Origin of the sequence: Flavobacterium sp. HJ-32-4 (assembly GCF_022532105.1) — a bacterium.
Classification (GTDB): domain Bacteria; phylum Bacteroidota; class Bacteroidia; order Flavobacteriales; family Flavobacteriaceae; genus Flavobacterium.
Map to the genome: position 1 here is coordinate 1,708,936 of NZ_CP092832.1, position 26,945 is coordinate 1,735,880.

General features: G+C 51.9%; 24 protein-coding genes and 1 tRNA gene. 7 read left to right on the forward strand and 18 right to left on the reverse strand.

The genetic code is table 11. The features are described from left to right. Positions 1 to 199 precede the first annotated feature (199 nt). The 4 genes from MKO97_RS07010 to MKO97_RS07025 form a co-directional block, all read right to left on the reverse strand. Entirely contained in the window at positions 200 to 727 is a 528-nt protein-coding gene (locus MKO97_RS07010; protein WP_241105428.1) for a hypothetical protein, read from the reverse strand. 60 nt (positions 728 to 787) lie between these two features. Then, complete coding sequence (locus MKO97_RS07015) at positions 788 to 1,357, reverse strand: hypothetical protein (protein ID WP_241105429.1); 570 nt, start codon at positions 1,355 to 1,357, stop codon at positions 788 to 790. Between the two features lie 48 nt (positions 1,358 to 1,405). Next, positions 1,406 to 2,005 carry a hypothetical protein gene (locus MKO97_RS07020; protein WP_241105430.1) on the reverse strand — a complete coding sequence of 200 codons (600 nt, stop codon included), beginning with the start codon at positions 2,003 to 2,005 and terminating at the stop codon, positions 1,406 to 1,408. A 918-nt stretch (positions 2,006 to 2,923) separates the two neighbouring features. Beyond that, on the reverse strand, positions 2,924 to 3,613 hold the full coding sequence (locus MKO97_RS07025) for a hypothetical protein (RefSeq protein WP_241105431.1): 690 nt from the start codon (positions 3,611 to 3,613) through the stop codon (positions 2,924 to 2,926). Positions 3,614 to 3,882: 269 nt separating this feature from the next. On the opposite strand from MKO97_RS07025, the gene MKO97_RS07030 reads away from it, so the two are divergent. After that, positions 3,883 to 4,974, forward strand: coding sequence for a DUF6438 domain-containing protein (locus MKO97_RS07030; RefSeq protein WP_241105432.1), 1,092 nt, complete (start codon positions 3,883 to 3,885; stop codon positions 4,972 to 4,974). A gap of 129 nt (positions 4,975 to 5,103) precedes the next feature. On the opposite strand, the gene MKO97_RS07035 is transcribed toward MKO97_RS07030, so the two are convergent. From MKO97_RS07035 to MKO97_RS07045, 3 genes are all read right to left on the reverse strand, one after another. Beyond that, on the reverse strand, positions 5,104 to 7,731 hold the full coding sequence (locus MKO97_RS07035) for a carboxypeptidase-like regulatory domain-containing protein (protein ID WP_241105433.1): 2,628 nt from the start codon (positions 7,729 to 7,731) through the stop codon (positions 5,104 to 5,106). Next, complete coding sequence (locus MKO97_RS07040; protein ID WP_241105434.1) at positions 7,728 to 8,444, reverse strand: GLPGLI family protein; 717 nt, start codon at positions 8,442 to 8,444, stop codon at positions 7,728 to 7,730. The genes MKO97_RS07035 and MKO97_RS07040 overlap by 4 nt, the downstream gene beginning before the upstream one ends. Positions 8,445 to 8,522: 78 nt before the next feature. Beyond that, entirely contained in the window at positions 8,523 to 8,810 is a 288-nt protein-coding gene (locus MKO97_RS07045; protein WP_241105435.1) for a hypothetical protein, read from the reverse strand. A gap of 211 nt (positions 8,811 to 9,021) precedes the next feature. Here MKO97_RS07045 and MKO97_RS15130 point away from each other — a divergent pair, with 211 nt between their 5' ends. Beyond that, positions 9,022 to 9,228 (forward strand): helix-turn-helix domain-containing protein, encoded by a 207-nt coding sequence (locus MKO97_RS15130; RefSeq protein ID WP_371820443.1) that lies wholly within the window; start codon positions 9,022 to 9,024, stop codon positions 9,226 to 9,228. Between the two features lie 196 nt (positions 9,229 to 9,424). On the opposite strand, the gene MKO97_RS07050 is transcribed toward MKO97_RS15130, so the two are convergent. Beyond that, a complete protein-coding gene (locus MKO97_RS07050) occupies positions 9,425 to 9,985 on the reverse strand; it encodes an outer membrane protein (protein ID WP_241105436.1) in 561 nt (186 codons plus the stop codon). A gap of 306 nt (positions 9,986 to 10,291) precedes the next feature. On the opposite strand from MKO97_RS07050, the gene MKO97_RS07055 reads away from it, so the two are divergent. The 3 genes from MKO97_RS07055 to MKO97_RS07065 all read left to right on the forward strand — a co-directional run bounded on the left by MKO97_RS07055 (position 10,292) and on the right by MKO97_RS07065 (position 13,693). Continuing rightward, a complete protein-coding gene (locus MKO97_RS07055) occupies positions 10,292 to 10,600 on the forward strand; it encodes a DUF6660 family protein (RefSeq protein WP_241105437.1) in 309 nt (102 codons plus the stop codon). Positions 10,601 to 10,662: 62 nt separating this feature from the next. Beyond that, positions 10,663 to 12,633: a TonB-dependent siderophore receptor gene (locus MKO97_RS07060; RefSeq protein ID WP_241105438.1), complete on the forward strand. Its 1,971-nt coding sequence runs from the start codon at positions 10,663 to 10,665 to the stop codon at positions 12,631 to 12,633. A 100-nt stretch (positions 12,634 to 12,733) separates the two neighbouring features. After that, positions 12,734 to 13,693 (forward strand): ion channel, encoded by a 960-nt coding sequence (locus MKO97_RS07065; RefSeq protein WP_241105439.1) that lies wholly within the window; start codon positions 12,734 to 12,736, stop codon positions 13,691 to 13,693. Positions 13,694 to 13,765: 72 nt separating this feature from the next. On the opposite strand, the gene MKO97_RS07070 is transcribed toward MKO97_RS07065, so the two are convergent. The 7 genes from MKO97_RS07070 to MKO97_RS07100 all read right to left on the reverse strand — a co-directional run bounded on the left by MKO97_RS07070 (position 13,766) and on the right by MKO97_RS07100 (position 21,638). Further along, entirely contained in the window at positions 13,766 to 15,814 is a 2,049-nt protein-coding gene (locus tag MKO97_RS07070; protein WP_241105440.1) for an FG-GAP-like repeat-containing protein, read from the reverse strand. Between the two features lie 35 nt (positions 15,815 to 15,849). Next, positions 15,850 to 16,986 (reverse strand): hypothetical protein, encoded by a 1,137-nt coding sequence (locus MKO97_RS07075; protein WP_241105441.1) that lies wholly within the window; start codon positions 16,984 to 16,986, stop codon positions 15,850 to 15,852. A 117-nt stretch (positions 16,987 to 17,103) separates the two neighbouring features. Further along, on the reverse strand, positions 17,104 to 17,661 hold the full coding sequence (locus MKO97_RS07080; RefSeq protein ID WP_241105442.1) for an acyl-CoA thioesterase: 558 nt from the start codon (positions 17,659 to 17,661) through the stop codon (positions 17,104 to 17,106). Then, positions 17,658 to 19,037 carry a DNA recombination protein RmuC gene (gene rmuC / locus MKO97_RS07085; protein WP_241105443.1) on the reverse strand — a complete coding sequence of 460 codons (1,380 nt, stop codon included), beginning with the start codon at positions 19,035 to 19,037 and terminating at the stop codon, positions 17,658 to 17,660. The genes MKO97_RS07080 and rmuC overlap by 4 nt, the downstream gene beginning before the upstream one ends. Positions 19,038 to 19,329: 292 nt before the next feature. After that, the gene (locus MKO97_RS07090) at positions 19,330 to 19,599 is read right to left on the reverse strand and encodes a hypothetical protein (RefSeq protein ID WP_241105444.1); all 270 of its coding nucleotides are present in this window, start codon (positions 19,597 to 19,599) and stop codon (positions 19,330 to 19,332) included. Between the two features lie 184 nt (positions 19,600 to 19,783). Further along, a complete protein-coding gene (locus MKO97_RS07095) occupies positions 19,784 to 21,202 on the reverse strand; it encodes an MATE family efflux transporter (RefSeq protein WP_241105445.1) in 1,419 nt (472 codons plus the stop codon). 124 nt (positions 21,203 to 21,326) lie between these two features. After that, complete coding sequence (locus MKO97_RS07100) at positions 21,327 to 21,638, reverse strand: hypothetical protein (RefSeq protein ID WP_241105446.1); 312 nt, start codon at positions 21,636 to 21,638, stop codon at positions 21,327 to 21,329. A 135-nt stretch (positions 21,639 to 21,773) separates the two neighbouring features. On the opposite strand from MKO97_RS07100, the gene MKO97_RS07105 reads away from it, so the two are divergent. Together MKO97_RS07105 and MKO97_RS07110 are read left to right on the forward strand one after the other, a co-directional pair. Next, on the forward strand, positions 21,774 to 23,033 hold the full coding sequence (locus MKO97_RS07105; protein ID WP_241105447.1) for an LVIVD repeat-containing protein: 1,260 nt from the start codon (positions 21,774 to 21,776) through the stop codon (positions 23,031 to 23,033). Positions 23,034 to 23,192: 159 nt separating this feature from the next. Then, positions 23,193 to 25,262, forward strand: a complete 2,070-nt coding sequence (locus tag MKO97_RS07110; protein ID WP_241105448.1) for a tetratricopeptide repeat-containing sensor histidine kinase — start codon at positions 23,193 to 23,195, stop codon at positions 25,260 to 25,262. Between the two features lie 89 nt (positions 25,263 to 25,351). Here MKO97_RS07110 and MKO97_RS07115 read toward each other — a convergent pair whose 3' ends face one another. The 3 genes from MKO97_RS07115 to MKO97_RS07125 all read right to left on the reverse strand — a co-directional run bounded on the left by MKO97_RS07115 (position 25,352) and on the right by MKO97_RS07125 (position 26,944). Next, positions 25,352 to 25,771: an OsmC family peroxiredoxin gene (locus tag MKO97_RS07115; RefSeq protein WP_241105449.1), complete on the reverse strand. Its 420-nt coding sequence runs from the start codon at positions 25,769 to 25,771 to the stop codon at positions 25,352 to 25,354. 180 nt (positions 25,772 to 25,951) lie between these two features. Further along, positions 25,952 to 26,025: transfer RNA gene (locus MKO97_RS07120), tRNA-Pro, on the reverse strand. 193 nt (positions 26,026 to 26,218) lie between these two features. Further along, a complete protein-coding gene (locus tag MKO97_RS07125) occupies positions 26,219 to 26,944 on the reverse strand; it encodes a phosphodiester glycosidase family protein (RefSeq protein ID WP_241105450.1) in 726 nt (241 codons plus the stop codon). Position 26,945 lies beyond the last annotated feature (1 nt).

The following is a 26,945-nucleotide window of genomic DNA, read 5'->3' on the forward strand; positions in this document are numbered from 1 at the left end:
GAAAATTTGTGTATAGTTATTTCAGGACAAGACAAGCAAGGAGCGAGAAGAAAGAAGAAAGAAGAAAGAGGAGAGGAGAGAGGAGAGAGGAGAGAGGAGGCAGACGTTACGAAGGTGTCGTTAGGAAGTCCTTAGCGACGGATCAGCATTCCCTAGCTCCTTCGCCCTAAATCCTATCTCCCAACTCCTAACTCCTAGTCTACCAAAACTTCCACCAGGGTTTTTGTTCGTTCTCTTGGTCCGGAGCGGGGATCATGGTGATGAGGAAGTGGTAGTCGTCGAGGGACACGGGCACGGGTTGGAACAGTCGTTCGCCCCGGTCGCGTGGTGACGGGTTATCGCCGAACGGAAACAGGTAGGTTTCGTGCCGATCGTTGACCACCGTGACGTTGTCGACTTCTTTATCGTCGCTGGCTACGTAAACGCGGACGACATCGCCCGTCAGGAAGGGCAGCGAAGGGTCGTAGGCTACGGCGTAGTAACCGTCGACAGATGGCCGGGGCAGTCCGGGTTTACGGCTGTAGACGATGTAGTTCACACAATACGCGAAATGCGTGAAGTCGCAGCTGTCGGGCACCACAACCAGATAATCGGTCGCGCCTTTCCGGCGGTGGATGTCGAGATTGGCCAGTCCTTCATAAGGTGCATAGATGTTGGCGAAATCGGCCAGGCACGACTGTAGTTCACTTTCATTGATGTCGGAGACGAGGATGAGAGAAGGGGTCATGGGTTGTGGGTTGCTAGTTGAGGGTTGTTGGTTGTTGGTTGTTGGTTGTTGGGCGATGCGTTATCTGTTATGAGACGTTGGTACTAATCGTAAAAAGGGCGTCTTCAAAGGTATCAAACAGCTGTCTTTCCCTATCCTGTAGACGTTGGTGAGCATTTGGTCGGTAAGCGGCGGTAGTTGGTCTCGGTGGAGGGTCAAAATAGCACCCGTAATTTCATAATCACCCTTTACGAAGCACTGCGATTCTATGGAGCTGTCCCAAATCGTAAACGTGCCGTCACTATACAACGACAAGCCTGCATTCGTGTCGCTCGTATCGAGTCTTCCCACATACACTTCCTTTTTGAAGAGCGGTCGTACTTCGTTTTCTGTCGCCATCCAGACCAGGGCGCCTGCCGCGACAAAAATCAGGGCGGGCCTGAAGTCAAAACGGGTGCGGAATCGGATCAGTTTGTAGATGTCCCGCAATGTAATCACGATGAAAAACAGGATAAACAGAATCAAAATCAACGATAAGAATAAGGCATCCGCAATTGAGGTACAAAAATCTCCATTGTGCACGACCTGGGCCATGGCGAACAAGGGAAGAACAATCAGGACGAGGTATTTGAATTTTTGTCGAGAGGTCATTGGTAGAACATCATTTCGAATATGGGGATCCCGTGTCTGGGGAAGATACTATTTTTTGATAATGTGGTTCACGACTCGTTTCAGGACTTCTGTATTCCAGTCGAGATGGTAGCTGAAACCGTGGTTGCGCGTCATCGGATCTTTCTCAGAATAGATGGAAAAATAGGTCGCGTAATTCGCCGTTCGGACCTCTTTCCAGGGAAGAAGCTGTGGGTCGTCCCTTTTTAGGAGCAAACCGTCTGGGTGGAGAACGACGTCACCGATCCTGAAGGTTTCCCCTTTTTCAAATTCTGATAGGAATTCCTGCGTTATCCGAGCAAAATGGTTTTTCCAGATAGAGTTGACGATTTGGCCATATAATTCGATGTAGGCTTTTTTGTGGCGTCCGAAATACGAATTGAAATGAATTTTAAGCTCCTCGCCCTGTCGGGTACGGACGAAGATGCGGTATTCCCGACCGAACGGGATGCCCTTAAACACATACCAATTAATGCCGAACCGGAAGTCGGTGATGTCGTCAGCGACCAACGTGGTATACGTAGCGGCAACCCGGTTCTTGTTTTCGAAACGTATGGCCTCGGGACTGATGTGCAATTTCCGTTTGGCGTTATCGGTAAGGCCGCGCCTGACGATATAGGTTTCTTCCATTAGTGTTTTTCGGTAGCGGTGTCGGAACATTGGTTGCCGCTGCCGCTGTTTTCAAACCTATAAAAGCTTTTCGAAATGGCCTAATGTTTTTTGATTTGAGTAGATTGAAGGGTGTTGTTTTTCAATGTTATCTTCCTACTATACGAGCGTCAGGAGTCATAAAGCACGTTAGTGTTCGCTTTGTAATTCGAAGACATGTTTGGAGTAAACTCGGACTGTATTCTGCAATACAGTTTCCAAAATACTGGTGTGGATTGGAAAAGCGGTGCTACTGGTTCGGATTCCTATTATCAGTCAGATACGGTCTTACACGTATTTAATATTTACCGAGTTCGAATCTAATTCCTACAGTCGATCATAACAGTCCCGGCTTGACAAATATAAACGTCATTAACTCTTGGATCCCCCTCATAATGCCGAGCTAAATCATCTCTTAGTTGATTGTATTCTTCCTGACTTGCCGGCGTTAGAATTTTGACGTTGATCAATCTGCCAATTGGCGCGATCTGATATAAACTATCTTCCGTTATTGTCAAGTGTTCTTTGACGCCCATGAAGCCATAACTTTCATAGTTTGATTGTAAGGAGTCCACGAACGAGTCGCTTACTTTGTACACACTATTACGCGAGGTGCAGCTAACCACCACCACTAGAAATAAAAAGAAGGGTAAAATTCGTATCATATGATTTATTATAAATCGAAAGAATATTAAATAATTCAACTAATCGCCGTTTGCAATTGTTTGATTAGTATTGCTTTAAGTTGCTACTCTTGAAATACTCTAATATACCCAACCCCTCTCCCAACCCCAAATTCCCCCGCCCATCATCCTACTTTTCCGACTAACGTCGTGAGGGTGCGTAGATGTACGTAGGAAAAGTTCAGGCGTTGGGAGTTCGGGAGGGTTGGAGTAGACGTTAGGGGCCTTGTTCTATAATTTCCAGTACGTTACCCTCGAAGTCGACCTTGGCTTTGACGTAGTTCCGGACCATTCCGTTGAACGCATTCCGTCCCCGGAAGCTGGTACGCACCACCAAATAGTCTTCCATATCCCAATACACCGTATCGTCATGCTCATAGCTGTCGGGGTCGTTCATGACTTTTTTGATCAAGCGCGTCAATCCTGGGTGCGAACCGTCCAGGGAACTAAATTGTTTTTCTACAAGTTCTCTGTGTTCCTGCTGCTTTTTCTGGAAGTACTCAAGGGCACTTTCCCGTTCAAAATCGGCAAATTCCACCGTGTCGGTCGACGTTCGTACGACCATCGAAATGTTGGCTTTCTTCAGGTAGAACACCCAATAGCGCAGGTTGGTGCTGTCTAACGTCTCGGGCTCACCCCAGTCCTTCCAGTTCGCGGTAGGCACCGGTTTTGCCACCAACGCCCTGACGCTGTCGATCCCGATTTTAAGCGGATCGTGATAGGTGGGTTTCGCCACTCCGCCGCATTTCCGATCGTCGGTTGAGATGGCGATAATGACTACCAGCACGATAAACGCGGCGGCTGGAAGGCACCCGAATCGCACGAGTTGTTGTTTTTTGCGCTTTCGAATGGCTTCCGGACTGTAGTTTGCTTTCCAGTCGTCGGCAGGGGATTTGGATAGGTTCATACGCGGTGTTTTGTAAGGAAGCAGTGGGTGACATCATCACGGGTCAACCGGCTTCAGGCGGCAAGGTAAGGGGTTCTGGAAGGCGGATTGTACGGTTTTCCGTAAGGGGTAGGAAAAGTTCGGGAGATCGGAAGTTGGTAAGTTCGGGAGATCACACATCCATCCAACCACCCAATACCAACCACTAAAAAAACACTACCAAAGACCCACACCCAACCTCCAACATACCAAACCCACATTACCGTCGTTATATCTTTAAAAACCGGCCTATGCGTTCGTTACGTGTGTTGCTTTTTTTTGGTGTGTTCGTGTGCACAATGTGGGGATGTAAACAGCGCGCTGAGCCCGCGTTTGTACGGGCCACACACCGTCCCGGACCTGTCGATAGCCTGGCCAGTGATAAGGAGGTGGAGGCGTTCGTGCGCAAACAGGACACCCTACTGCGGCGTTTTAAGCTTCGACCGGTATCCGATTATGAAAAAGTGGACTTATTCTATGACCAAGAGGAGGTGTTTCGGCAAGTGCATCGCGTGAAGCCCCCACTTTTTGTCAGGGGGGATTTCGACAACAATGGCTATACTGATTTGGTGGTTTCGGGTGATGCGCGCTACGGTTGTGCCGATACGCTGTCGGTTTGCGGTTTTGAATCGATTCTTTTCCTGCAATCAGCAACAGACACGGAAAAGCGCTACCTGAGCGGATGGTTTCGCGACCTGCTTGTCGTATATCCCGTGCAGCGCGACGGACACAGCCTGCTTGATGTGTTTACGATGCAAACGGCACGCACCGCGCAGGGTTCGAGCACGCTTACGCATACGTTATTGACCGTAAAAGAGGGGTATCCGGTTGAGTATAATCCAAGTCCGGAGACCCACCAGATTGAAAAACTCGTACTCACCACCGACCCTTGTTTCGGCACCTGTCCTATGTTCACGCTGACGGTGCAGGGCGATGGTCGGGCTACTTTCCAGGCGGATGCCTATAATTTCTCTGACGAGCCGCCTAAGGCCACCCGCCCGGTCCGGCCTGATGAACATCCCGAAAACAACTATAATCTGTATCGGAGCATCTACAACGAGGGTACCTATAAAGGAACTATCCGAAAGGCAGACCTCGAGGCCGTTTTCTCCCTTCTCAATTATCTAGATTTCCCGCGATTACGTGACGAATACGCTGTTGGGGCAACCGATCTGCCCGGGGCTACGCTGACCATTACCTACGATGGCGGTAAGGTGAAACGTATTTTCGATTACGGAAAGACCGGTACGTACGGACTCCAGGCGCTGTATAAAAAACTGGAAGCGCTTCGATATAACCAGAAGTGGACGCCGCGGCCGCCTGAGAATAGGAAACGGAGGTGAGGGGAGAAGTTCGGAAGAAGTTCGGAAGAAGTTCGGAAGTTCGGAAGACGGGAAGACCAAAACCGGGAAGTAGTTGGGAAGATGCTACGTCCGTCCAACAACCAACCCCCAACAACCCCTTACCGTCTTTCAGAACCCCCACGTCATCTTCACCATCACATATCGCCCAATCAGGTTGTGGGCGCTTTCGGTGACGGCGTAGTCGGAGACGTTCCGCGTCAGGAAGCGGCTGTAGCCGGCGAGGTTTTTAGCAGTTAGGGCGTAGGAGGGGCCGTTTTTAAGAGGCGTCCAGTTGAGTTCGGTATCGAGGAAGAGGTAGGTGGGGCCGCTGTCAAGGCTGGGGCATATGTAGTTTGCAATTATGCTGCTATTGAAGGTGTTGCGGTGCCTGAACGTAATTTTGGTGCGTTGGGTCAACGTCGACATGGACAGCCGGGGCGATCCGTCGGCGGTGTAGGAGGAGGTGCGGTAGGAGGTTTTGGTTTCGCTAAAGATCTTTTTGCCGATAGTGCGTTTCGCACTTAGTTCGAGTAAAACCGACTCGTTTCGGATGCGCCGTATTTCGGAACCGTTTACGACATTATTCAGGAAACCCAGCGTTCCCGACCCGTCGAACTGGAAGGTAGTGCGCAGCGCGTGTAGGTAGTTTTCAGCCGACGTCGAAAGCGTATAACTGCGCTGTGGGACATTGGCAAAAAAAGACCGACTGATGCTGATGTCCTGCCGGATTACGTGGTCATAGTAAAAGTTGGCCGGACGAAACGTGTGGCCAAGCGACACGTTGAACCGGGTCATCTCAAACAGGTTGTTATAGCTATAGCCCAATTGGTAGGTATGTGCCTTGAGGTAGCGCAGCGACGGCAGGTTGGAAAGGAAACCGCGGTAATCCGTTTGTATGGTTCCTGTAAACTGGCGGTCTTCAGAAGGGATCTCCTGGTCATAGCGATAGGTAAATGACAGGTTGCTTAGGTTGTTGAGGTCAAAAAGGGCCGTAAGTTGCGGCATCAGGCAGAAGGTCCCTGCCGCATCGTTGGAACCGGGTGATAGGAGCCGTAGGTCGTTATACGCTAGGGTGAGGCCGGTTCGGAAGGTGTAGCGTCTCCAGCTAAAGGCGACCTTGGGTGTGAGTGACGTAGACCGCGCGTTGAACGTCATGTCGTTCCGGAATTCTCCCCCTATCACAGCACCGTCCGTATCGCGCAGTGTTGACGTGAGTCGGTTCCGGATATCATCATGCCGTGCGTGCAACGCCCATTTATAATTGCCGGCATTGCGGAAATAAGAGGCGCGTAACGCCAGTACCTGCTTCTGAAAACGACTGTCCTGGTCGGAGGCCGCCAGTAGGGAGGAGGTATCAACCAGCGTGCCCGGATCGGTATACAGCGTTTGGGGATGGTCGGAAAGACTAAGGGAGGCGTCTGACACCAAGGCTTCCGTGTCGCTGATTTTATAGGTGGTTGCCAGCTGCTGCCGCAGATTCCGTTTTTCCGATTGTACGGCCCCCGACTGCAAGGTGCCATTGTTGTTGCTTTGGTTGTTGTATGCCACTTCTGAAACGTTGACCTTCCCTTTGTATTCCCAATGGAAGTGGTCATTTTCTTTATTGACGAGTTGCATACTTAGATCAAGGAGTTGTGGGCGTTTGTAGATGGCATCGGCCTGATCGACGGAAAAGACGTCGTTTGGAAGGGTGATTCGCGTGTCCTGCGTGGCTGTTCGGAACAGACGATCCCGGTAGAAGCCGGCGCTCCATTTCAGGCTTGAACGGCGTAAGACCTTGTGAAGGGCGTACAGGCTGGTGTAGAAATTGCGGTTTTCGCGGTGGAATTGCGGATCGAGCAGTGATCCGAAATCGCCTTCGCTGATAACATCTTTTGCTTCCGTATCGCGATTCGCCAGTTGGTCGAGCGAGATGATCTCGGAGTTGAACTCGTAGGGACTGTTGTTGACGCCGATGTTGTTATAGGATGCGATCCCAAATCCTTTGATACGACGGTTAACTGCCAGGCCCGACAGTTCACCCTGATAGCGGTCTTCCCATCCGTAGCCGAGTGCAGCATTTCCCGAAACGTCAGTTTTGCCTTTTTTCAGTACGAGATTTAGGGCAACCTCGTCGGAGTCGCGGATGCCTTTCAGAAGGCTGTTCTCTTCGTAGTGATCGATTCCCTGTACCTTTTCGATCATGTCGGCACTGATGTTGCGGCTTCCGGTAGTGTAGTTGGTGTCGAAGAGGTCGTCGCCGTCGAGCAGCATCTTCTTGATACTTTTGCCTTTGTATTTTATTTCGCCATTTGCTTCAACCTTGATGCCGGGTAATTTCGCCAGAAGGTCTTCGACGACGCGTTCGCTGCCATCCCGGAAGCGTTCGGGGTTGTATTCTAGCGTGTCCTGCGCCTGTCTCAATGCAGGAGGGGGACCCACCTGTATCTCCTGTAGTTGCGTCACTCGTTTGGTTAAATGGATATCCAGCTTTACGACCCCGTTTTGAGGCGGATGGTCGGCGAGGGAAATGACGATGGTTTCGTGCTGTAGATCGGAAACTTCGAGGTAGGCGGATGCGGTGGTGGTAACCTTGATCCGAAAGGCTCCATCCGTAGCAGAGGTGGTGAACTGGCGGATGACGTCGCCCTCGCGTATAATTATATTGGCACCGCTAACGGGTCCGTCTTCATCGGAAACCTTCCCGTTTATGATGAACTGAGACCGGGCGGTTACCGACGTGAGAAGGGCAAGAATACAAAGCAGAATCGATTTCATTCAACAAGATACTCGCGGAATCCTTTGGAAAGCGGCCGGGTTTCGCCGTCGGGTGTAACGATTTTGTAGAGGAATTCTTCGTACTTCTGGCGGTAAATCTCCCGGAACTTTTCGAAACTCATCGCTTTTTTGCCGCTGTGCGGGTTGTTGTATTTCTTTTTGGTGTTCGCGAATGTGACTTTCTCGGCCCTGATGCGAAAAGCGGCAATGGCATCATCGGACTGGGCTTCCAGTATCATGCCAGGCAGGCCAAGTAACTTCCAGGGGCCATCGGAAACGGGGATGTCTTTAGTGAAAAAAACCTCGAACGTACGGCCCCGGTGTACACCGATTGCTTTCTGGCACTTGTATCCTGCGATTACTTTGGTTTCCTCTCCGATACGCCATTCGATGGTAGGAAGTGTGTCGATTACGTCAAAACTTTTGAATTTGATATGATCGGGGTATGAGCAGGTACGCTTTTTTAGGTCCTTGTAGAATATCCAGTTCTCGTTAATGGATAGTTGCGTGCCTTCCTGCGTGGCTTGCGTACGGCTGCCCTCGAAGTCTTCCTCATATAGCGACTCCTGGCCATTGCCTTCAAGATAGGTTTTGAGATAGGTGGTGTAGTTGGTTGGCACGTCTACGATCTCCATTTGGTAGACGACTTGATAATCCTGGGCGAACAGCATGCCCGACAGAGAGGCAAAAAGTAAAGCTAGTATGTTTTTCATGGGTATGGATATAGAAAAAACACCATGACAGAGCATAGTGTTTTTGTTGGCATTTATGACGATAAATCGATAAGGGAATTAATTCTGAGAAAGGCTCTTTGTAAGCGCTTTTTTCGCGTCTGGATTCCTATCCAGCAGTATGGTCTTGGCCGCTTGGCAATTGTCATATAAGGGCATGTCGCTACACATGGTGTAGGAGTCGCATTTCTCCCCGAAATAATAGAGTGTAGCCGTACAACACGTGTACACCTCTTCGTTCTGGCCTTTTTGGACTTCCTGATTTAGGTCTGCGGACGGTTCCTTACGCTCATTTGCAAAAACACCGGCAGAAGCAATCAACGCTCCGATTAAAAAGATTCTCTTCATTTTGAATGGCTTTAATAATTACTGATGTGATTAGGTGGGTAGCTTCCCTTTCAGGAATTTGTGCAAATATTCATACAAAAAAGACGCGCGTCAATTATCAAGTTGTTCTAAACTAGAACCTATTGGAATAATTTGTTAACACGTTGATTGTTTGAAAAAAAACAGTAATTTTCCGCTCCCCAAAACCATCTAATTTACCTAATAAATGACCATGGTTGAGCGGGCATTGGAAGCCATCAGGCTGCAACGTTTAGTGAAACAGTATTCACAGGAATATGTAGCGATGAGGTTGAATGTATCACAGAGCTACTACGCCAGATTAGAGTCGGGTAAGGCACCGCTCTCCCTCCCACAATTTTTTACGCTAACCGATATATTGGAAATCGACCGCGTCGCTTTTTTTGCGGCGTTGGGGTGAGGGAGAAGTCCGAGAGTCGAAAGTCGAAAGTCGAAAGTCTGAAAGTCGGAGGTCCGAAAGTTGTCCAATGACTAACTACTAACCACCACCAACCCCAAAAAAAAGACCTGCCAGGCCACGCCTCACAGGTCTTCTATTTTTTTGAAATTACGTCCGTCGTCCGAACTCCTGATCTTCCGAACTTCTTCCGATCTCCTTAAAACCGAAACCCTACTCCGGCTCGCAGGCTGGTCAGGTTTTGGTTGTAAGAATCTTTCACAGGCACATTGCCCGTGAGTTTTACGTAGTCGTATTGTATTTGCACGAAAAGTCCGGCGATGATGTCATAGGCCAGGCCCACATTGGCGTTAACACCGTATTGCGGATCGGCATCGGCGATCGCTTCCCCGTCAAGGGTACCCGATGAATTGAAAAGTACGGTCGTGTATCCGATGCCTATCGAAGGATGTAGTTTAATAGCAGGTTCGAGGCTGAACTCGGCAAATGCACGTGGCTGCACCGGAATCGCGTAGGTGAGGTAGTCCTGGGTGTCATTAAGCTGTTTGTCGTACATCAGGCTGGCGTTGACGGAAAGGCCCACACGCACCACTGGTACACTTACAAAGGCCCATTTGAATCCGGCATCTACCAGTCCGGTGTAATTATCGCCATATACGTTGTTGCCCGTAGGAAGGGTATAATGCGCCTCAATGCTCCATTTCTTCTGCGCCGAAAGTGACGCCGCACACAGTAATAATAAAAGAGTAATTTTTTTCATGATGGTTTTGTTTGGCGCAAAGATAGGAATTGAGGGTTGAGTGGTGAGTGTTGAGTTTTGAGTTTTGGGTTTTGGGTGGGAAGAGGGGTGGTGGGTAATAGGTATTGGGTATAGGGTAAGAGGTATAAGGTAAAGGGTATGGGTTAAAGGGTGTTTTGAAAAGGGTAAGCTTGGTTGGTGGCGCGATGGTTTCCCAACTCCGCACTTCCACACTTCCGAACTTCTTCCGATCTTCCGAACTCCCGAACTCCCGATCTTCTCCCGAACTTCCGAACTTCTTCCAACTTCTCTCCTTATCTTTACCCCATGAAAGGCCTTCTCCTTCTTTTCGCTTTTTACCTCTTCGCGCTGGCAGTTGTGCCGTGTCACGATGCAGGCGAGTGTTCAGAGGTGCGGAAGGAAATCGCGGCGCACGACCACGAGGGAGAAGAAGAACAATGCCCTCCGTTCTGTGTTTGCGCCTGCTGCGGTACGGTAATGGCCACGCCGCAAGCTCCCGTTTGGTACACAGCGGGAACAGTCACGCCTGAGTATCCCGACCACACGTATGGTTACGTTTCACCGGCTCCTGACACCCCGTCAACCGGCATCTGGCAACCGCCCAGGATGGCGTAATGCTTTCGACTCCCGTTTTTAAGAACGGGTATTTTTCGCATTACTCATCCTAATTTCAATTCATGAAACAACTTTTTTTCGTGGCGCTACTCGGCGCCGCATCGGTGGTATCCGCACAGGAACAACCGAAAGACAGCCTTGGGTCTGACGAGGGACTCGAAGAGGTGGTCATCAAATCAACCCGCACCTCGCGCACCATCCGCAATACGCCCACCCGCGTTGAGACCATCGATTCGGAAGAACTCGATGAAAAAGCCAATATGCGCCCCGCCAACGTCTCGATGGTGCTACATGAGAGTACGGGTATACAGGTGCAACAGACCTCTGCTACATCGGGCAATTCCAGCATCCGGGTGCAGGGACTCGACGGACGCTATACCCAATTGCTCAAAGACGGCTACCCGAACTTCGGCAACTTCGCCAACGGATTGTCAATCCTTGAAATTCCACCCCTTGACCTGAAGCAGGTGGAAGTCATCAAAGGGCCTGCCTCTACCTTATATGGAGGTGGCGCGATTGCCGGTGTCGTCAACTTCATCTCGAAAGATCCGTCGCGCGAAGGGGAACACCTGCTGCTGCTGAACCAGTCGCACGTCGGGCAGTCGAACCTGGGTGGCTTCTTTTCCAAACGGAATGATAAGTGGGGCTATACATTGCTCGGACTCGCCAATCTGCAAAACGATTATGACGTCGACCGTGACGGTTTTTCGGAACTGCCGCAGTCGTTCAACCTGTCGCTTCATCCGAAGGTGTTTTGGTATAAAGGGGAGAAGACGTCATTTGAGCTCGGCAACCAATACGCCGTGAGCCGCAACACCGGCGGTGACACCCGGGTGATCGACCACCGCGAGGATGCCTTTCACACCTATTTCGAACGCAATATCACGCTCCGCAATACGACGAACGCCGAGTTGCAGACGACATTGGGGGCAGGTACGTTTCGATTGCGCGGCAGTCTGGCGGTGTTCATCCGTGAGATTGAACTCCCAGATTACAAGTTCACCGGAAACAACCTCACGGGTTTTGGCGAGGCGACCTGGTCGGCGACGTTCCGTGAGCGGCACGATCTGGTGGTCGGGGCCAGTTATAACGACGACCGCTTTGACCAACGCACCAATACCTCGGGGCATAACCTCGACAGTCACACCGCTACAGCCGGGGTGTTCGCCCAGCATACGTGGGATATCACCGACCAGCTGATACTGGAAAGCGGCCTTCGTGCCGAGACCGTGCGTTATGTCATGCAGGCCGGAACCTCACAGCGGTTTGGTGCGGTGCTGCCACGGGTGTCGTTGTTGTATAAGTTCCATGAGAACTGGTCGGGGCGCGTTACAGGAGGCACGGGGTATAAAGCGCCTACAGTGTTTACTGAACAGACCGAAACCCTGCAGTACCGCGACGTCCTCCCGCTGGTCGATGCGAAGGTCGAGCGCAGTGCAGGCGGGACGGTCGACGTGAACTACCGCGTACGCCCCGGCGAATGGGCCATCAGCGCCAACCAGATGTTCTTCTACACCCGGCTGACGCGCCCGTTGGTGCTGCAATACGACGGCGCCGATTATCGCTTTGTCAATGCGTCGGATCCGGTGCGAAGCCGTGGGTTTGAGACCAACCTCAAGTTCGTGTACCAGGACTATTATAAACTCTTTGCGGGTTATACGTTCACCGAGGCGACCGCAGGTTACGTGCCTGGGGCCGGGCAGTTGCCATTGGTGCCGAGGCATAAGGTGAACCTGACGCTGATTTATGAGAAGGAACGCGACCTTAAGATTGGATTGGAAGGGTATTTTACAGACCAACAGTACCTGACCGACCGTACGGCCACGCCGTCCTATTGGGAATTGGGAGCCTCGGCTGAGAAGTATTTCGGGAAACACCTGAGTATCTTCGTCAACTTCGAGAACTTCACCGACGAGCGGCAAGGGCGGTACAAACGGGTCGTAAACGGTCCGGCCACCCAGCCCACCTTCGATGAAATCTGGAACCACACGGAAGGATTTGTGTGTAGTGGAGGGGTGAAGTGGAGGTGGTAGAGAAGGAGGCAGGAGTTAGGAGATAGGATTTAGGGGAAGGCGATCTTTTCCACCCTCTCGCTTATTACGATGCTTCCGCGTACATTTGAAGAAAAAAACTATGTCACTCCTCGATAGGATCAGCAAGAAAGCGCAAACGCAGGCGAACACCGGATTCGGCACGAGTCCGGGGAATTACGGCGGGCGTTTCGTCAACAAAGACGGATCGGCGAACATCCACAAACGGGGTATCCCGTTCCTGGAGCGTATCAGTTGGTACCACACGATGTTGCGCATGCCGAGTTGGAAGTTCCTCGGGGTCCTGATGACGTTTTACGCGGCGATCAATTTCCTGTTTGCTTCTATCTACTATCTGATTGGGGTGGAATACCTGTCGGGTATCGATCCGAATGGGTCGGAATGGGTGAAGTTTGGAAAGGCTTACTTCTTCAGTGCGCAGACGTTCACCACGGTGGGATACGGGCATATCAGTCCGAACGGCGTACTGGCCAGTGCCGTAGCAGCCACCGAAGCCTTGGTGGGCCTCCTAAGTTTTGCCATTGCCACCGGTTTGTTCTTCGGACGTTTCTCAAAACCCACGGCCTTCCTCCGGTTCTCGCACAACGCACTGATTGCACCTTACCGGGGTGGTACGGCGCTGATGCTGCGGATGACACCGCACAAGAATACCAACCTGACCGATGCCGAAGTCAAAGTGACGTTGGGGATGACGGTTGAGGAAAACGGCGTGCCCATGAACCGTTTTTATGCCCTGCCATTGGAATTCGAGCGGATCAATTCGCTTGCCTTAAGCTGGACGCTGGTGCATCCCATCACGGAGGACAGTCCGTTGTATGGCTTTGTTGCTTCCGACTACGATAGCATCGAGGGAGAGTTGATCGTATATGTAAAAGCCTTTGATGATATGTTCAGTGCGGTTGTGGCGGCGCAAACTTCCTACACCTTCCAGGAAATCGTATACGGAGCGAAGTTCCAGATCATGTATACCGAAAGTGACGACAATATGACCACCATCCTGCACCTCGACCGTCTCGACCAGTTTTCTCAGGTCGAGTTGTAACCCAGTTGCTATTTGGGTCCATAAAAAAAGCCTCGCTTTACGGCGAGGCTTTTCTATTGTATCGGATCCCGATTATTTTTTCACGAAGCGACGGGCGATGCTATGGCCGTTTCCGTCTTCCACGGTTACGATATACGCACCCGTTGCGAGTTGGCGTACGTCGATCGTATTGTCGGTTACAACAGGGTGTTTTGCGATGGTTTTACCGCCCATGTCTACGATCTGTGCGCTGGTGATGGTAGCACCCGATTTGGTGGTGAAACGCAGTTGGTCGGTTACCGGGTTTGGATACATCGAGAAGCCGTCTACCAATGGGTTTTGGGTGCTCAGTGTTTCGCCTTCCGTAATAGTCAGCATCGTGTTGACGGAAGGGTTGCTGATAAGGTCAACCAATCCCGATGGCCAGATGATGACGATCTTGTCGATTGCATCATACGTGCCGATACCGAAATGTACGTTCATAGAACCCATGAATTCAAATCCTTCACCGCTGCGTACGTCGCGAATCTTTTTGCCGAAAGGTCCTTCGATGATAAGACGCGCCCCGATACCGTTGCGGTTACTTGAAACACCGTTGAGCGCTACTTTCAGCCAGTTGTTGCCATTTGGCACGGCATAGCGGATGGTGCTGTTGTTGAGGATGTCAAGGAAGCCGTCGTTGTTGAGGTCACCTACGGCACCCACCTGAAGACCGGTGTATGGCACCAGTGCAAAGGTCATATCGCCCTGGTTGAACATGATACGGCCGGTAGCACTCAGTACGTCAAGGTACCCGTCGTTGTCAAAATCATAGGCTACATAGTCGCGGTTGGTCGTATTGTCGGTGTCCCATCCTGAACCTGCGGAAATGTCGGTGAAAGCTTCGTCGATGACGGTAGAGTCGAGGTTGTTCTTCATCAATTTTGATTTGACGTTGCCATTCGATCCAATCAGGATATCCATGTCGCCGTCGTTGTCAAAGTCAGCTACGCAAGACGACCACGACTGGATCGGCTGCATGTTGGTGCCGGCAAGCGCGGAGATATTGGTGAACACACCACTTCCGTCATTACGGTGCATTTCGCATGGAGGTCCGGAACATTTCGAGATGAACATATCGAGGTCACCGTCGTTGTCAAGGTCGCTCCAAAGAGAGGCGTAATTACCACCTGTAGCCCAGTTTCCGAGCAGGTATGAACCTGGTGTAACGCCTGATTGGTAATACGTCATGCCGCCGTTGCCGTCGTTGAGGTAGTATACGTTAGGGGCGACGTCGTGGCAGGAGAAGATGTCGAGGTTACCATCGTTGTTGATGTCGGCGAAGTTCGTGCGCTGACAGAAAATATATTGGCCCGGTGTTACAGAGGTGTAAGCTGTTCCGGTGCTATTGGATTTCCAGAGGCTAAGACCATCGCCCGCTCCGAGTACGAGGTCGTTGTAGCCATCGTCATTAAAATCACCTGCGGCCATACTCCAGGTTGGCATTTTATGAGCACCGGAAATGGTAAAGTTACCAATGGTAAAGGTGTGGTCCGCGTTCTGGTAGTGAATCTTGAGTGCATTAGGGCTGATACCAACGATGTCGTCGAGATGGTCGTTGTTCATATCCGCGATACAGATATTGTAGGAACTGTTGATAGTGGCTACCCCCTGCGTCGTGTACGTGATAGGTGTCGGCGGAGGCACCACGACGTCGCCCTCAGTGAGCTGCCATGTGAAGCCGGTAGAATTCCAGCGGTTGTCCCACGCGATGATGTACGTCTGTCCGGCCGTTACGTTGAACGAAACGGTTGACAGGTAGGTCCCGTAGGTGTTACCGCTATCGTCATCGCCCGCAAGGCAGTTCAGTGCGGCGCAGGTTCCGGTGTAGATATGCACCCGGGTGTCCTTGTTGGCGTTTACGGCCAGATCGGTGGTGATGGTGACGGTGTGGTCGGCGGCAGGTGTGTAGGCATACCATTCACCGGCTGTGGCACCGCCACCGTTGTCGGCACAGATCGGGGACGGCACCTGGGCTCCGTTCACCGCGGTGACGACGTAAAGGCCCGGTCCCGTGACAGGTAGGGCGGTCTGACAGGTATCCTGGCCGAAGGACAGTTGTCCGAGCAGCAGGGATCCCAAAATGAGCGTAATGTTTTTCATACCTGATGGATTATGGTTGTTTTAAGTGTAGTGGTTTAATTACAAGGTTGTAGGGAATTGATCCAGTCACCGACCAGTTTCACGCCTTCTTCATGGATAATGGTACGTCCGTGTAGCGGCATGCGGAAGGTTTCGTTGGTGGTATTGATGCGGTAATACAGCATCGAGCGTTCGACGTTCTGTGGTGTGATGATTTTGCGAAGTGCGCCGGGAAAGCCCTGCATGTCCTGGGTGTCGACACAGACCCCCAGATTGGTCGGATTGTTTTCAGTTTCGGAAAAGGCAAAACGCATCGGACGATAATCGCAGTGGCCGGTAGCGGAATGGCAGTGGGCGCAATTGATGTCTACATACGACCGGACGCGCTTTTCGAGCGTCTGGGTCTGGTCTTTATAGTCTATTGCGGATTTCTCGGCGGTAGGCAGTGGGAAACTGCTTGCATATCCTGCCTCGATCCATTTGGTCAATTGGTTAGATACTCCGTCGGCGTAAGCATAAGTGGTGTTCAGGTTTTGTGGTTTGATGCCGATGGGGGTGAAGGTGGTGACTTCCGTGCCGTTCACCACTTCTTTCTTCTTGTGGCAGATGATACACTGCTCTTCCGACGGGATGCGATAGGTGGCCGAACGGGTGACAGACGCACCGTTCATATCGGTGTCTTCCCACACCACATCGGTGAAGCTGCCTAACAGGTCAAGTGTGGCTTCGGTCTGTTCGGGATTCCAGACGTAATCCGCGAAAATCCAGCCGGTTTCTTTACGGATCATGACCCGTGTTTCGATGATACGGGTGGCATTGGGGGTGGGTGCGTTTTGCACGCGATCGTAGTAGAAGGTTTTGATGATGGCCGATCCGACGGGTAATTCGAGGACTTTATTGTCGCCGCTGTACGTAGCGGTAGTCCCCTCCGGAAGCCAGACAAATCGCTTCTTGTGGGCATAGTCGGTAAACAACGCACTGGCGGGTTCATACGGCAATACGCCCAGGGCCGGTTGCTGCAGTTTCATGTCGCCGTCAAAGAACTTGTATTCAGAGAGTTTGGCGTAAGGCACTTTCGTTAAGTCAACCGAGACAGGGGACACGGGTACATACTCGTCGTCCTGGTCAGTGGAACAGCCCGTAAAGGCAATGGTAATAAGGCAGATAAGCGAAAATAAGTAGTAGTTTTTCATTCGATTCTTGAAAGGGCTAAAAATAGTGAAATTTTCATCGTGTTTGCCAAAAAAAATCACATTCGGCAACGTTGGAACGTGGCCGTTTGAAGGATAACAATCCAGTCTTAAAAAACCCTACTTTTTCGGAAAAGAAATTTTTACGGCGTGATCCGAAAGCTTCGCGAAGGCGTGATCGGACAGGTGGTCGAAAGCGGCTTCTTCGGTGATCGACGCTTGTCGGCGCTCGATTCGTTGTAGGGCATGGTGGTAGCGACGGACTTCTTCAGGACTCGACAAAAGGAGTCCGGGAACGAGGGCTTTGGCGCCGGTTTCGTCTTTGGCGACCATGGTGAAATAGGAAGAATTACAATGCTTGACGCTGCCCGTGGTGATGTTTTCAGCCGTCACGCGGATGCCCACTACCATCGAGCTTTTACCGGCATAGTTGACGGAGGCCTTTAGCGTGACGAGTTCGCCAATTTCGATGGGCGCCAGGAAATCGACGGTATCGACCGATGCGGTCACACAGTAGTAACCCGAGAATTTGGAAGCGGAGGCAAACGCCACCTGGTCGAGTAGCGACAGCAGGTAGCCACCGTGTATTTTTCCGCTGAAATTGGCGTGTGAGGGCAGCATCAACTGCGATAGGGTGACTTTCGAATCACGGACGGGTTTGAATTGGCGCTCGCTCATTCTTCTAGGAATTGGGTAGGATCGGCTTCATCGGTGGCGCGTTTCAACAGCGATTCCGGAAGCGCTTTCTTGGCTTTGGCACCCATATATTTGAGTCGCTCGACGCTGGTCACGAGATTGCCCTTGCCTTCTACCAGTTTGTTCATCGCGTCGGAATAGCCCGATTTGGCGTCGTCGATCTTCTTGCCCACCGCTATAAGGTCGGTGACAAGCCCGGTGAATTTGTCGTAGAGCGCACCTGCCTGGCGGGCGATCTCGATGGCGTTTTCCTGCTGTTTCTGGTTCGTCCACATGCTGTCGATGGTGCGCAGTGTGGCCAAAAGCGTTGAAGGCGTGACGATGACGATGTTGCGTCCGAAGGCGCGGTTGTAAAGATCGGCGTCTTCGTTGGAGGCGATGGCAAAGGCCGCTTCGATGGGTACGAAGAGCAACACGAAGTCGGGACTTTCCATCTGGTACAACTCGTGGTAATTCTTTTCCCCCAGTTGGTCGACGTGGCGGCGCAGTGATGCTACGTGTTCGCGCAGGTGGGCTGCTTTCAGCGTATCGTCGTCTTCGTTGACATAGCGTTCGTAGGCGGTAAGCGTAACCTTTGAATCGACGATCATCTTTTTGCCGTCGGGCAGGTTGATGATTACGTCGGGGTAGACGCGGGCGCCGTCGGCGGTGGTGTGGCTGTTCTGCACGAAATACTCGCGCCCTTTTTCGAGTCCCGATTTTTCGAGTACGCGTTCTAAAATAAGTTCGCCCCAGTTGCCCTGCATTTTACTGTCGCCTTTCAGGGCTTTCGTCAGGTTGAGCGTTTCGCGGCTCATCTGCTCGTTCATTTCCCGGAGGCCCAGGATTTGCTGGCGCAGGGCCGCGTGGTAGTCGATGCTTTCTTTGTGCGTATCCTCGACTTTCTTTTCGAAGAGGTGGATTTTCTCCTGCAGCGGTGACAGGATGTTCTTCAGGTTTTCGCGGTTCTGCTCGGTGAATTTTGTCGATTTTTCCTCAAGGATTTTATTGGCGAGGTTTTCGAATTCGCGTGTGAACTTCTGCTGCAATTGTTCGATTTCGGCCTTTTGCTCGGCGTGGCGCTCCCACAGGTGTTGGTAATCGGATTCTTTTCGCGACAGGGCCACGGCCAGTTGTTCTTTTTCCTGGCGGATGGCTTCGCGGTCGGCGGTGGTGTCGCGCAGCATTTTTTCGGATGCAAGTCGTTCGGCCTGTGCCTGTTCGCGTAGGGTGGCCAACTGGATGTCAAGTGACAGGTTGCGTTCTTCGAGCGCGGCGACGTCGTTTTTGCTACGTGCGGCAAATAAGAGTTTACCGAGGTAGAGTCCGGCGGCGAGCGCGATCACAAACGCGAGTATGAGGTAAAGAGGCGAATCCATGGAAGTTGTCTGGAGCGTAAAAGTAGCAAAACTTTCGGTACCTCGATTACGGGAAACCCGCCGTATCCATAGCGTGGGGTGGGAAAGGTGTTGACGGCGGCGCGCCAGGGATAGGAGCGACAGCCTTTTTGCCTGTGGGCCAGTGGGAAGAGAAGGCGCGTGGGGTGAACCAGATGAGGAGGGGATAGAGACAAAAAGCTAAAGCGGATAGCCCGGCCCGCAGGGGGCGCCCTAAAAAAGAAACGACCTGAATAAGTCAGGCCGTCTCAGGGGGATATGTAAAGAAATCAAATTAAAGGAGGTCGAAACTGCTGTCGAACTGTTTGTTGCGAACCCGTTCTTTGGAGTAACTGTTGTAGATGAGCGACCGCACTTTGCGTCGGGAGCGCAGCAGGAGCGGCAGGTTGATCATGACGCCGACGATACAGATGAGCATCAGGATGGCCAGGAGGCTCATATAGATGAGGTAGTTCATATCGGTGGAGGCGCGGAAATCGGTTATGAAAAAGTAGCCGGAGGTAAAAAACACCGCTACGGACAGCACTAACGACAGGATTTTCATGACTTGCGGTTTTTAGTGGTTCTGAAAGCTAAATTACACTACGCCCTTAAGATACTTTTTATAGGATTTTAAGAAAGCATTATACAATTCAAAAGACGACGCGGCGCCTACTCTGTTACACTGTAAACGTGCTTTTTACGGAAAAATTCTGTAGTAATGCGAAAAAAGGTGGGGTAGGAGGGCGTTAGACCTTCGTTTCCTTCCATTTGCCGCGGCGGAAGAGCACGAGGCTGGCGAGGCTCATGCAGGTTTCAGCGACCGGCAACGCGATGAAAACGCCCAGCGGACCCAACTCCCAGTGTTTGGCGAGCAGGTAGGCCAGCGGAATCTGGAAAATCCAGAAACCGATGAGGTTGACAATGGTAGGGGTGCGCGTATCACCGGCTCCGTTGAAGGCGTTTAGCATGACCATGCCCATACCGTAGAAGATGTAACCCGCGCAGATAAGGCGGATGGCCGTTTTGGCGACGTCCTGCACGGCCGGGTCCGGACTGAACACGGCGACGAGCCAATCGGCACCGACGAGCGAGATGATGGTGACGATGCCCATGTAGATGGCATTGTATTTGGCGGTTTTCCAGACAGAGTCTTCGGCGCGTTGCGGTTGTTTGGCGCCCAGGTTTTGTCCGACTAGCGTCGCGGCGGCGTTGCTCATGCCCCAGGCGGGCAGCATGAAGAACATCATCAGGCGGATAGCGGTTTGGTAACCTGCGGAACCGGTGCTGCCGCCCGTCGTGGCAACGAGTTGTGCGAGGAAGATCCAACTGCACGAGGCGATGACGAATTGGAAGACGGCGGGTGTGGCGATGGATACCAGGGCACGCAGTTGCTCTTTGTCGGGAATGAGATAGGCGAGATGTGCCTTGATGATACCTTTTCCGTTCCCCAAATGGTAGAGTTGGTAGGCCACGCCGATACCGCGCCCGGTGGTGGTGGCAATGGCGGCGCCGGTGAGCCCAAAAGCAGGGATAGGTCCGAGTCCGTTAATGAAAAGGGGGCACAGTATAATATTGCTGATGTTCGCTACCCACAGGCTTCGCATGGCGATGGCGGCGTTTCCGGCGCCGCGGAAGATCCCGTTGATAAGGAAGAGTAGCATGATGACGAATGATCCGCCCATCATGATTTGGATGAAAGGCGTTCCGTGTGCGGCTGCGGCTGGATCGGCACCTAATAGTTCCAATAAGTCGCGCCCATAGAAAACGCCGACCAGGGCAATAGGCAGGTTGACGGCGATGGCCAGCAAAATGGCCTGCATACCCGATTTAGAGGCGGCTTCGGGGTTCTTTTCACCCACGCGGCGGGCGACGAGGGCCGTGGCGGCCATGCTCATCCCGATGGCGAGTGAGTAAAGAATGGTGAGTACGGATTCGGTCAACCCCACCGTTTGGATCGCGACGCTGCTTTCGGGTAAATGCCCGACGAAATAGAGGTCGACGAGTGCAAACACCGATTCCATCATCATTTCGAGCATCATGGGTACGGCCAGCATGACTACCGAAAGGCGGATGCTTCCAGAGGTGAAATCCATGTGTTCGCCGGCAACGGCTCTTCTAATCAGCGTATACAAACGGCGTACGCCAGAGGGTCGGGTTTCGGTCATCAGAAAAAGGTATGATTATGACGGTGGGCCGTGTGTGTGAGGGGAGGGCTACACAAACGGATCCATTCCTAAAAAGCGTCGTAAAAATACATTTTTCTGGCAAAATGCGAAAAAAGAACTCTTTTTAAGGTTCTGTTCTGTCGATATGGTTTTCAGGATGTGACGGCGGATAGCGGTCGGCGGCGGGGTCACGATTGAAATCTTCGTTTTCTTTTGCCACACCGGCACCGGGTTGGGAAGGGGAAGCGCTGCTTTTCTGCGGACGTTCGTTGCGCTCGCGTTGGCGGTGGACGGTGTTGTGTTCACCGTCGCGGGTGGTTTCCGTTTCGGGTTGCAACGGTTTTCCGGATGGATCGAAGTTGGATGGCAGTTGTTCGCCGCTGAAGCCTTCGTTTACTTTTTGCTCGTGGTTGAAGTCGGTTGTATCAGGTTGCATGTTTTTTATTTTAAGGTACGATTTTGCCATCGGGCGGCGGTACTGTTTAACAAATAGTTAGGGCGGACGCAACGCAACGCGTTTCTCGTAATCTCTGTAAAAAAGCTATATTTGATAACCAACAAAACACACCTTATGAAAAAGTTTGTCTTTCTATTCCTCGCCTGTTGCAGCCTGGCGTCGCTGGTTTCGTGCAGCGATGACGACTCGGCATCGGGCGAAACGGCGTTATTCGCCGTACCGGTCTATCGCTCGTTGGCACAGATCCGGCAGTCGGTATCGGTGGAAAACGCACAACCGACCCAATCCGACGGTAAGATCTATGTAGCGAAAAACCGCCTGTTTTATATCGCCCAGGAATCGGGTGTGCACATCTTTGACAATGCCAACCCCGCGCAGCCGCAGAACATCGCCTTCCTCAATATCGAAGGGGTGCATGACATTGCGGTAAAAGGAAATTACCTGTATGCCGACAATTTCGTTGATCTGCTGGTATTTGATATTTCTGACGTCAACAACATCCAGTTGGTGCAGACGCTGGAGAATGTGGTGTATTTTTCACCTGTATATCCGACCGACGCCGAGTTCTACGACTGGACGACCGTTCCCGCAGTTGACGAGATTGCGGTTTCCTTCCGCACCGAGCGTCGTGCCAAACCCGAGTATACGGTCTATCCGATGGAATTCGAAGGCGATAATGCAGGAGGCGTAACCTCGGCGCCGGCTTCAGGGCAGGTGGGCGTTGGCGGATCGTATGCCAAGTTCCAGATCAATGGGGATGCGTTGTATACGACGGAAAATTACTCACTGAAAGTCTTTAATATCCAGGATCCCGAGCAGACGGCGTTCGATAAAGAAGTATATCTCGAGTTTTGGTTGGGCGGCGGACAGTTTGAAACGCTATTCAAGTCGGGCGACTATCTCTTTGTCGGCGCGACTTCCGGCATGTATATCGTAGATGCGACCGATGCCTTCAATCCTGTGTTCCTTTCCGGATTCGCACACGCCACAGCTTGTGATCCGGTAGTGGTGGAAGGCCAAACGGCGTACATTACCGTCAGGGGAGGCTCTACCTGTGGGGCGATAGAAGACCAGATGAACGTGATCGATATTTCGAACGTCATGCAACCAGCGCTGGTATCGTCGTATTTAATGGACCAACCACGCGGACTCGGTGTGCGCGCTAACACTGTATATGTGTGTGCGGCGGATGGGCTTCGGGTATACGATGCATCGTCTTCGGCTTCACTGCATTTGATGAACACCTATACTGATGCGGTGAGCGACGTTATTCCGTTGCAGACACACCTGGTGGCGGTGGGTACCAACGTGGTACGTCAGTATGCCTATGGCCCTGATTTTTCCCTTACACCTATCAGCACGATTACTTTCTAAAAAAGCACTGAATCACTCGCAAGCCATCCTTAAAAGAGGGTGGCTTTTTTGTTGTTAATTTCTTTTTGCGAATATTTTTGGCCAAAAGCATGGAAATCAAACTATCTATCCCTACATTTAGGGCAAATCCTGTCTACCCTAAACGACTAACCGAATTCCATGCAGCTTCTTTACCGGATACTCCTGGTGACGCTACTTTTGTGCGGCTGGCCTTCCTTGTATGGACAGATGGCGCGCGTGAAGCAACTGGAGCAAGAACTACCCCGCGTTACTACTGATACCGCCCGTTTGCGGGTGCTGATGGCGTTGTCGACGTCGTACAGTTCGGTGGATCCTTCCAAAAAGATGTCGTATGCCCGCAAATACGGACGCCTCGCCAGGAAAATGGGACGCGATTCGATTGTAGCGGAGTCATTCATCGACATCGGCATCAGCCATGGCATCCGCAGCCGAATGGACAGTGCCATGTTTTATTTCAAACGCGGCCTTGAAATTGCAGATCGGATTCACTACGTCAAAGGCCGTGCCCGTGCACTGGCCTGTATCGGCTACACTTATGACATGGTCGACAATTCGCAGGAAGCCATTCGCCATTATAAGGAAGCCCTGGTCATTTACAAGAAACTGCGGCAGTTGAAGGGCATCAACCAATGCCTGACCAATATTGGCTCTTTGTATTTTGATATGGAGCAATACACACAGGCGCGGAGCTATTTTTCAAAAGTGCTCGACAGCTATACGTCGGCAGGTGATGATAGCGGTATCGCGTATGCGCTGTATACGTTGGGCAATGCCGATCTCGAACTGAAGCGCTTTGACCTGGCCGCCCGTGAATACGAGAAAAGTCTCGTCATCCGAACGCGTTTAGGCGATGTTACAGGTAGTGCGATGACCCATTGGGGACTAGCCAAGTTAGCGGCCAAACAAAACAAACTCGATATCGCGAAGCAGCACCTCGACGAGGCGCTTACAGGCATACGAAAGGTCGGGGATCCGTATCAGGAATCCGCCGTCTTACTCACCTATTCACAGGTACGTGCCGAACTTGGGGACTATAAAGGTGCCGAGCGCGATGGGCTACTGGCGCTGAAGAAGGCGCGTTATGCGAACAATAAATCGGAAGCCGGATTGATTCTCAAGCAGCTCTCTGATATTAATGAAGCGTCTGGAAATACGGCTCGTGCGTTCCGTTTCCTGCAAGAACATGTGGCCGTGCGCGATAGCATCAACGAAGAGAAAGCGCGGCAGGATGTGGTGCAGGCCGAGTTTGAACGGATCCAATCGGAGAACGACGACCTTGAGAAACACAACCGGCAGATCGTATCACGCAACACGAATTATGTGACGACCATCGTCATCATTTCGGTGTCGCTGGCCCTGATGGCGATACTGTTCTTGTTGTATTACCGTCGCAACAAAGAAAACCAAACCATCAGCCGCATATTGGCCGAACAGAAAGAGGAAATCGCGTCTATCAATGCCGAACTCGAGTCACAGGTGCGGCTCAGCGAACAACAAAACCAGGAACTTGAACGCCTGAACGATGTCAAGAACAAGTTTTTCTCCATCGTATCACACGACCTGCGCAGTCCGATGTCGACGCTTCAGATGCTCTTTTCCCTGTACCGCGAAGGCCACCTGAAAGAGATGGACGTGCACGACACCCTTCTCAAACTGGAAGACACGATCTACAGCACCAACGAATTTCTCGACAACCTGCTCGAATGGGCCAAGAACCAGCTCGAAGGCATCACCGTGCGGCCGGAGACGTTTGCCTTGCGGAAGCTGGCCGATAAGAACATCCGTTTGAACGATCCGAAGATCCGAATCAAGAAACTCGAGGTTGAGAATGCCATCAGCGAAGATTGCATGGCGTACGCCGATCCGAATATGGTCGACGTCATCATGCGTAACCTGTTGTCGAACAGCGTGAAGTTTTGCCGTCCGGGCGATGCCATCACATTGGGGTGCGGCACGGATGGCGACACGACGACGTTCTTCGTGACCGATACGGGTCCGGGTATGAACGAAACCCAACGCCGTCATATCTTCAGCCTTGAAGAAGTGACGTCGAGCCAGGCATCGGAGAAAAGCCACCATATCGGACTCGTGCTGTGCCGTGATATGGCCGAGCGCAACGGCGGCTGTGTCCGCATCGAAAGTGAAACCGGAAAAGGCACGACCATCTTCGTGACCTTGCCGAACAAACCACAACCTACCGACGCATAAAAAAAGGACGGCCTGTTGTGCAGGCAATCCTTTTGTATAATGTTGATGAGTCCTTTTCGAAGGAGACCACCAAACGTAACAGCCGTTTCTTATGACAGCAACACCGCTTCCGACGTAATCGGGATGCTGAGTGATTTTGAAATCAGGCAGTTCTTCTCCGCTTCTTTCGTGACGTTTACGAAGTCTTCGGCGCTAATGCCGTCCACCTTGCCCTGCATCTTCAAATGCACGCCGGTGATCTGCAGTTTCACCATATCCAGTTCGACCACCGCCTCCGTTTCCAGGTGAATGGCGCTTAGCCCTTTTTGGGTCAGTGCAGCCGATACCGCCATCGTGAAGCAGCCTGCATGTGCGGCCGCCAGCAGTTCTTCAGGGTTGGTGCCCACGCCGGTGTCGAACCGTGTTTTAAACGAATAGGCTGTATCGTTCAATACCGTACTGTCGGTCGTCAGGAAACCGTTACCGGTTTTCAGGTCGCCGTCCCACTTTGCTTTTGCTTTTCTGTTCATAAGAGTACTGATTTAGATTAAGAATGAAAACGGAAAGGGTGATACCGCTTTATAGGTGGTCGTTTGGCCCAACGTTCCGAAACCTAAAGATAGTGAATGTAGCGCGGATCCCATGTCATCTTTACGTTATGAAGACGGCAAAAACAAAAAAGGCAGCCCTACGGCTACCTTTCTCTGTCGTCGGGATGACTGGATTCGAACCAGCGACCCCCAGCACCCCATGCTGGTACGCTACCAGGCTGCGCTACATCCCGAGCGGTGCAAATATAATAAGTTCGGTTGATTTTTTTGGCAGACACTTCCCGCTCTTCGCTGCAAGTCCTCGCCCCCGCGGCGGCGTTGCATCTCGCGCCGGGGCTTCCGTTGGTCGCCCCTTTGCTTCGGCAACCGCCAGCCGCGTGTGCTCCGGGCTTTTCGCTGCGATCGGGGCTGCGGTTTACGTTACGCTCAGCGCTTCTTTCGGTGGGTGACGCCGATGATCACGCCGAAATCGCCGTCTTCCTGTACCCAATTCCCGTCAGGATAGTACGTGCGCGACACGAAACCATCCAGGTAGAGCGCATTTCGGCAACCCAGCCGTTGGAAAAAGGACGCGAAGTCGTAGAAGTTGATCGGTTCTTTCGACATGGCAAACAGCACCCGCCCATCGGGAAGAATTCCCACACCATTCCGGATATTGAGGTTTGTAGATCCTTTCACGAAAGCAGGGTGCAACGCTCCGTTGACCACAAGCATCGGACCCGACTGTGTGGCGAACCTTACGTTTACCCGTTTGAAATCCTGGGTCGCCACCACACCCGCACCGTTCGGGGTGAGATAGAAAATGCCATTGGGCTTTAGGTAAAAGTTCCCGTTGCCGCCTTTTGCCGTGTCAAGGGGGAACCGTTCTTTTCCTTCCTCGATATAGAGTCCCTGCGGGGCGTGAGCGGCCGTATACATCCCGCCGTTCATCGCAAATTCGAGTTTCTGGTTCCTTTTAGCCAGATCGGTGCGTAACCGTTTGGCATTGCCGAAGCGTTTGCCTCCCGAGTCTTTCCAGAACAACCGGATGCTTTCACGTGCCGGATCCGCGATGTAGGTCACGAAGCGCGGATCTTCCGTTGATGCCTGCCCAAACGACTGCAGCGTAAGGGTCAGCCACAACAACCATAAATAGCGATGTCGGTTCTGCATC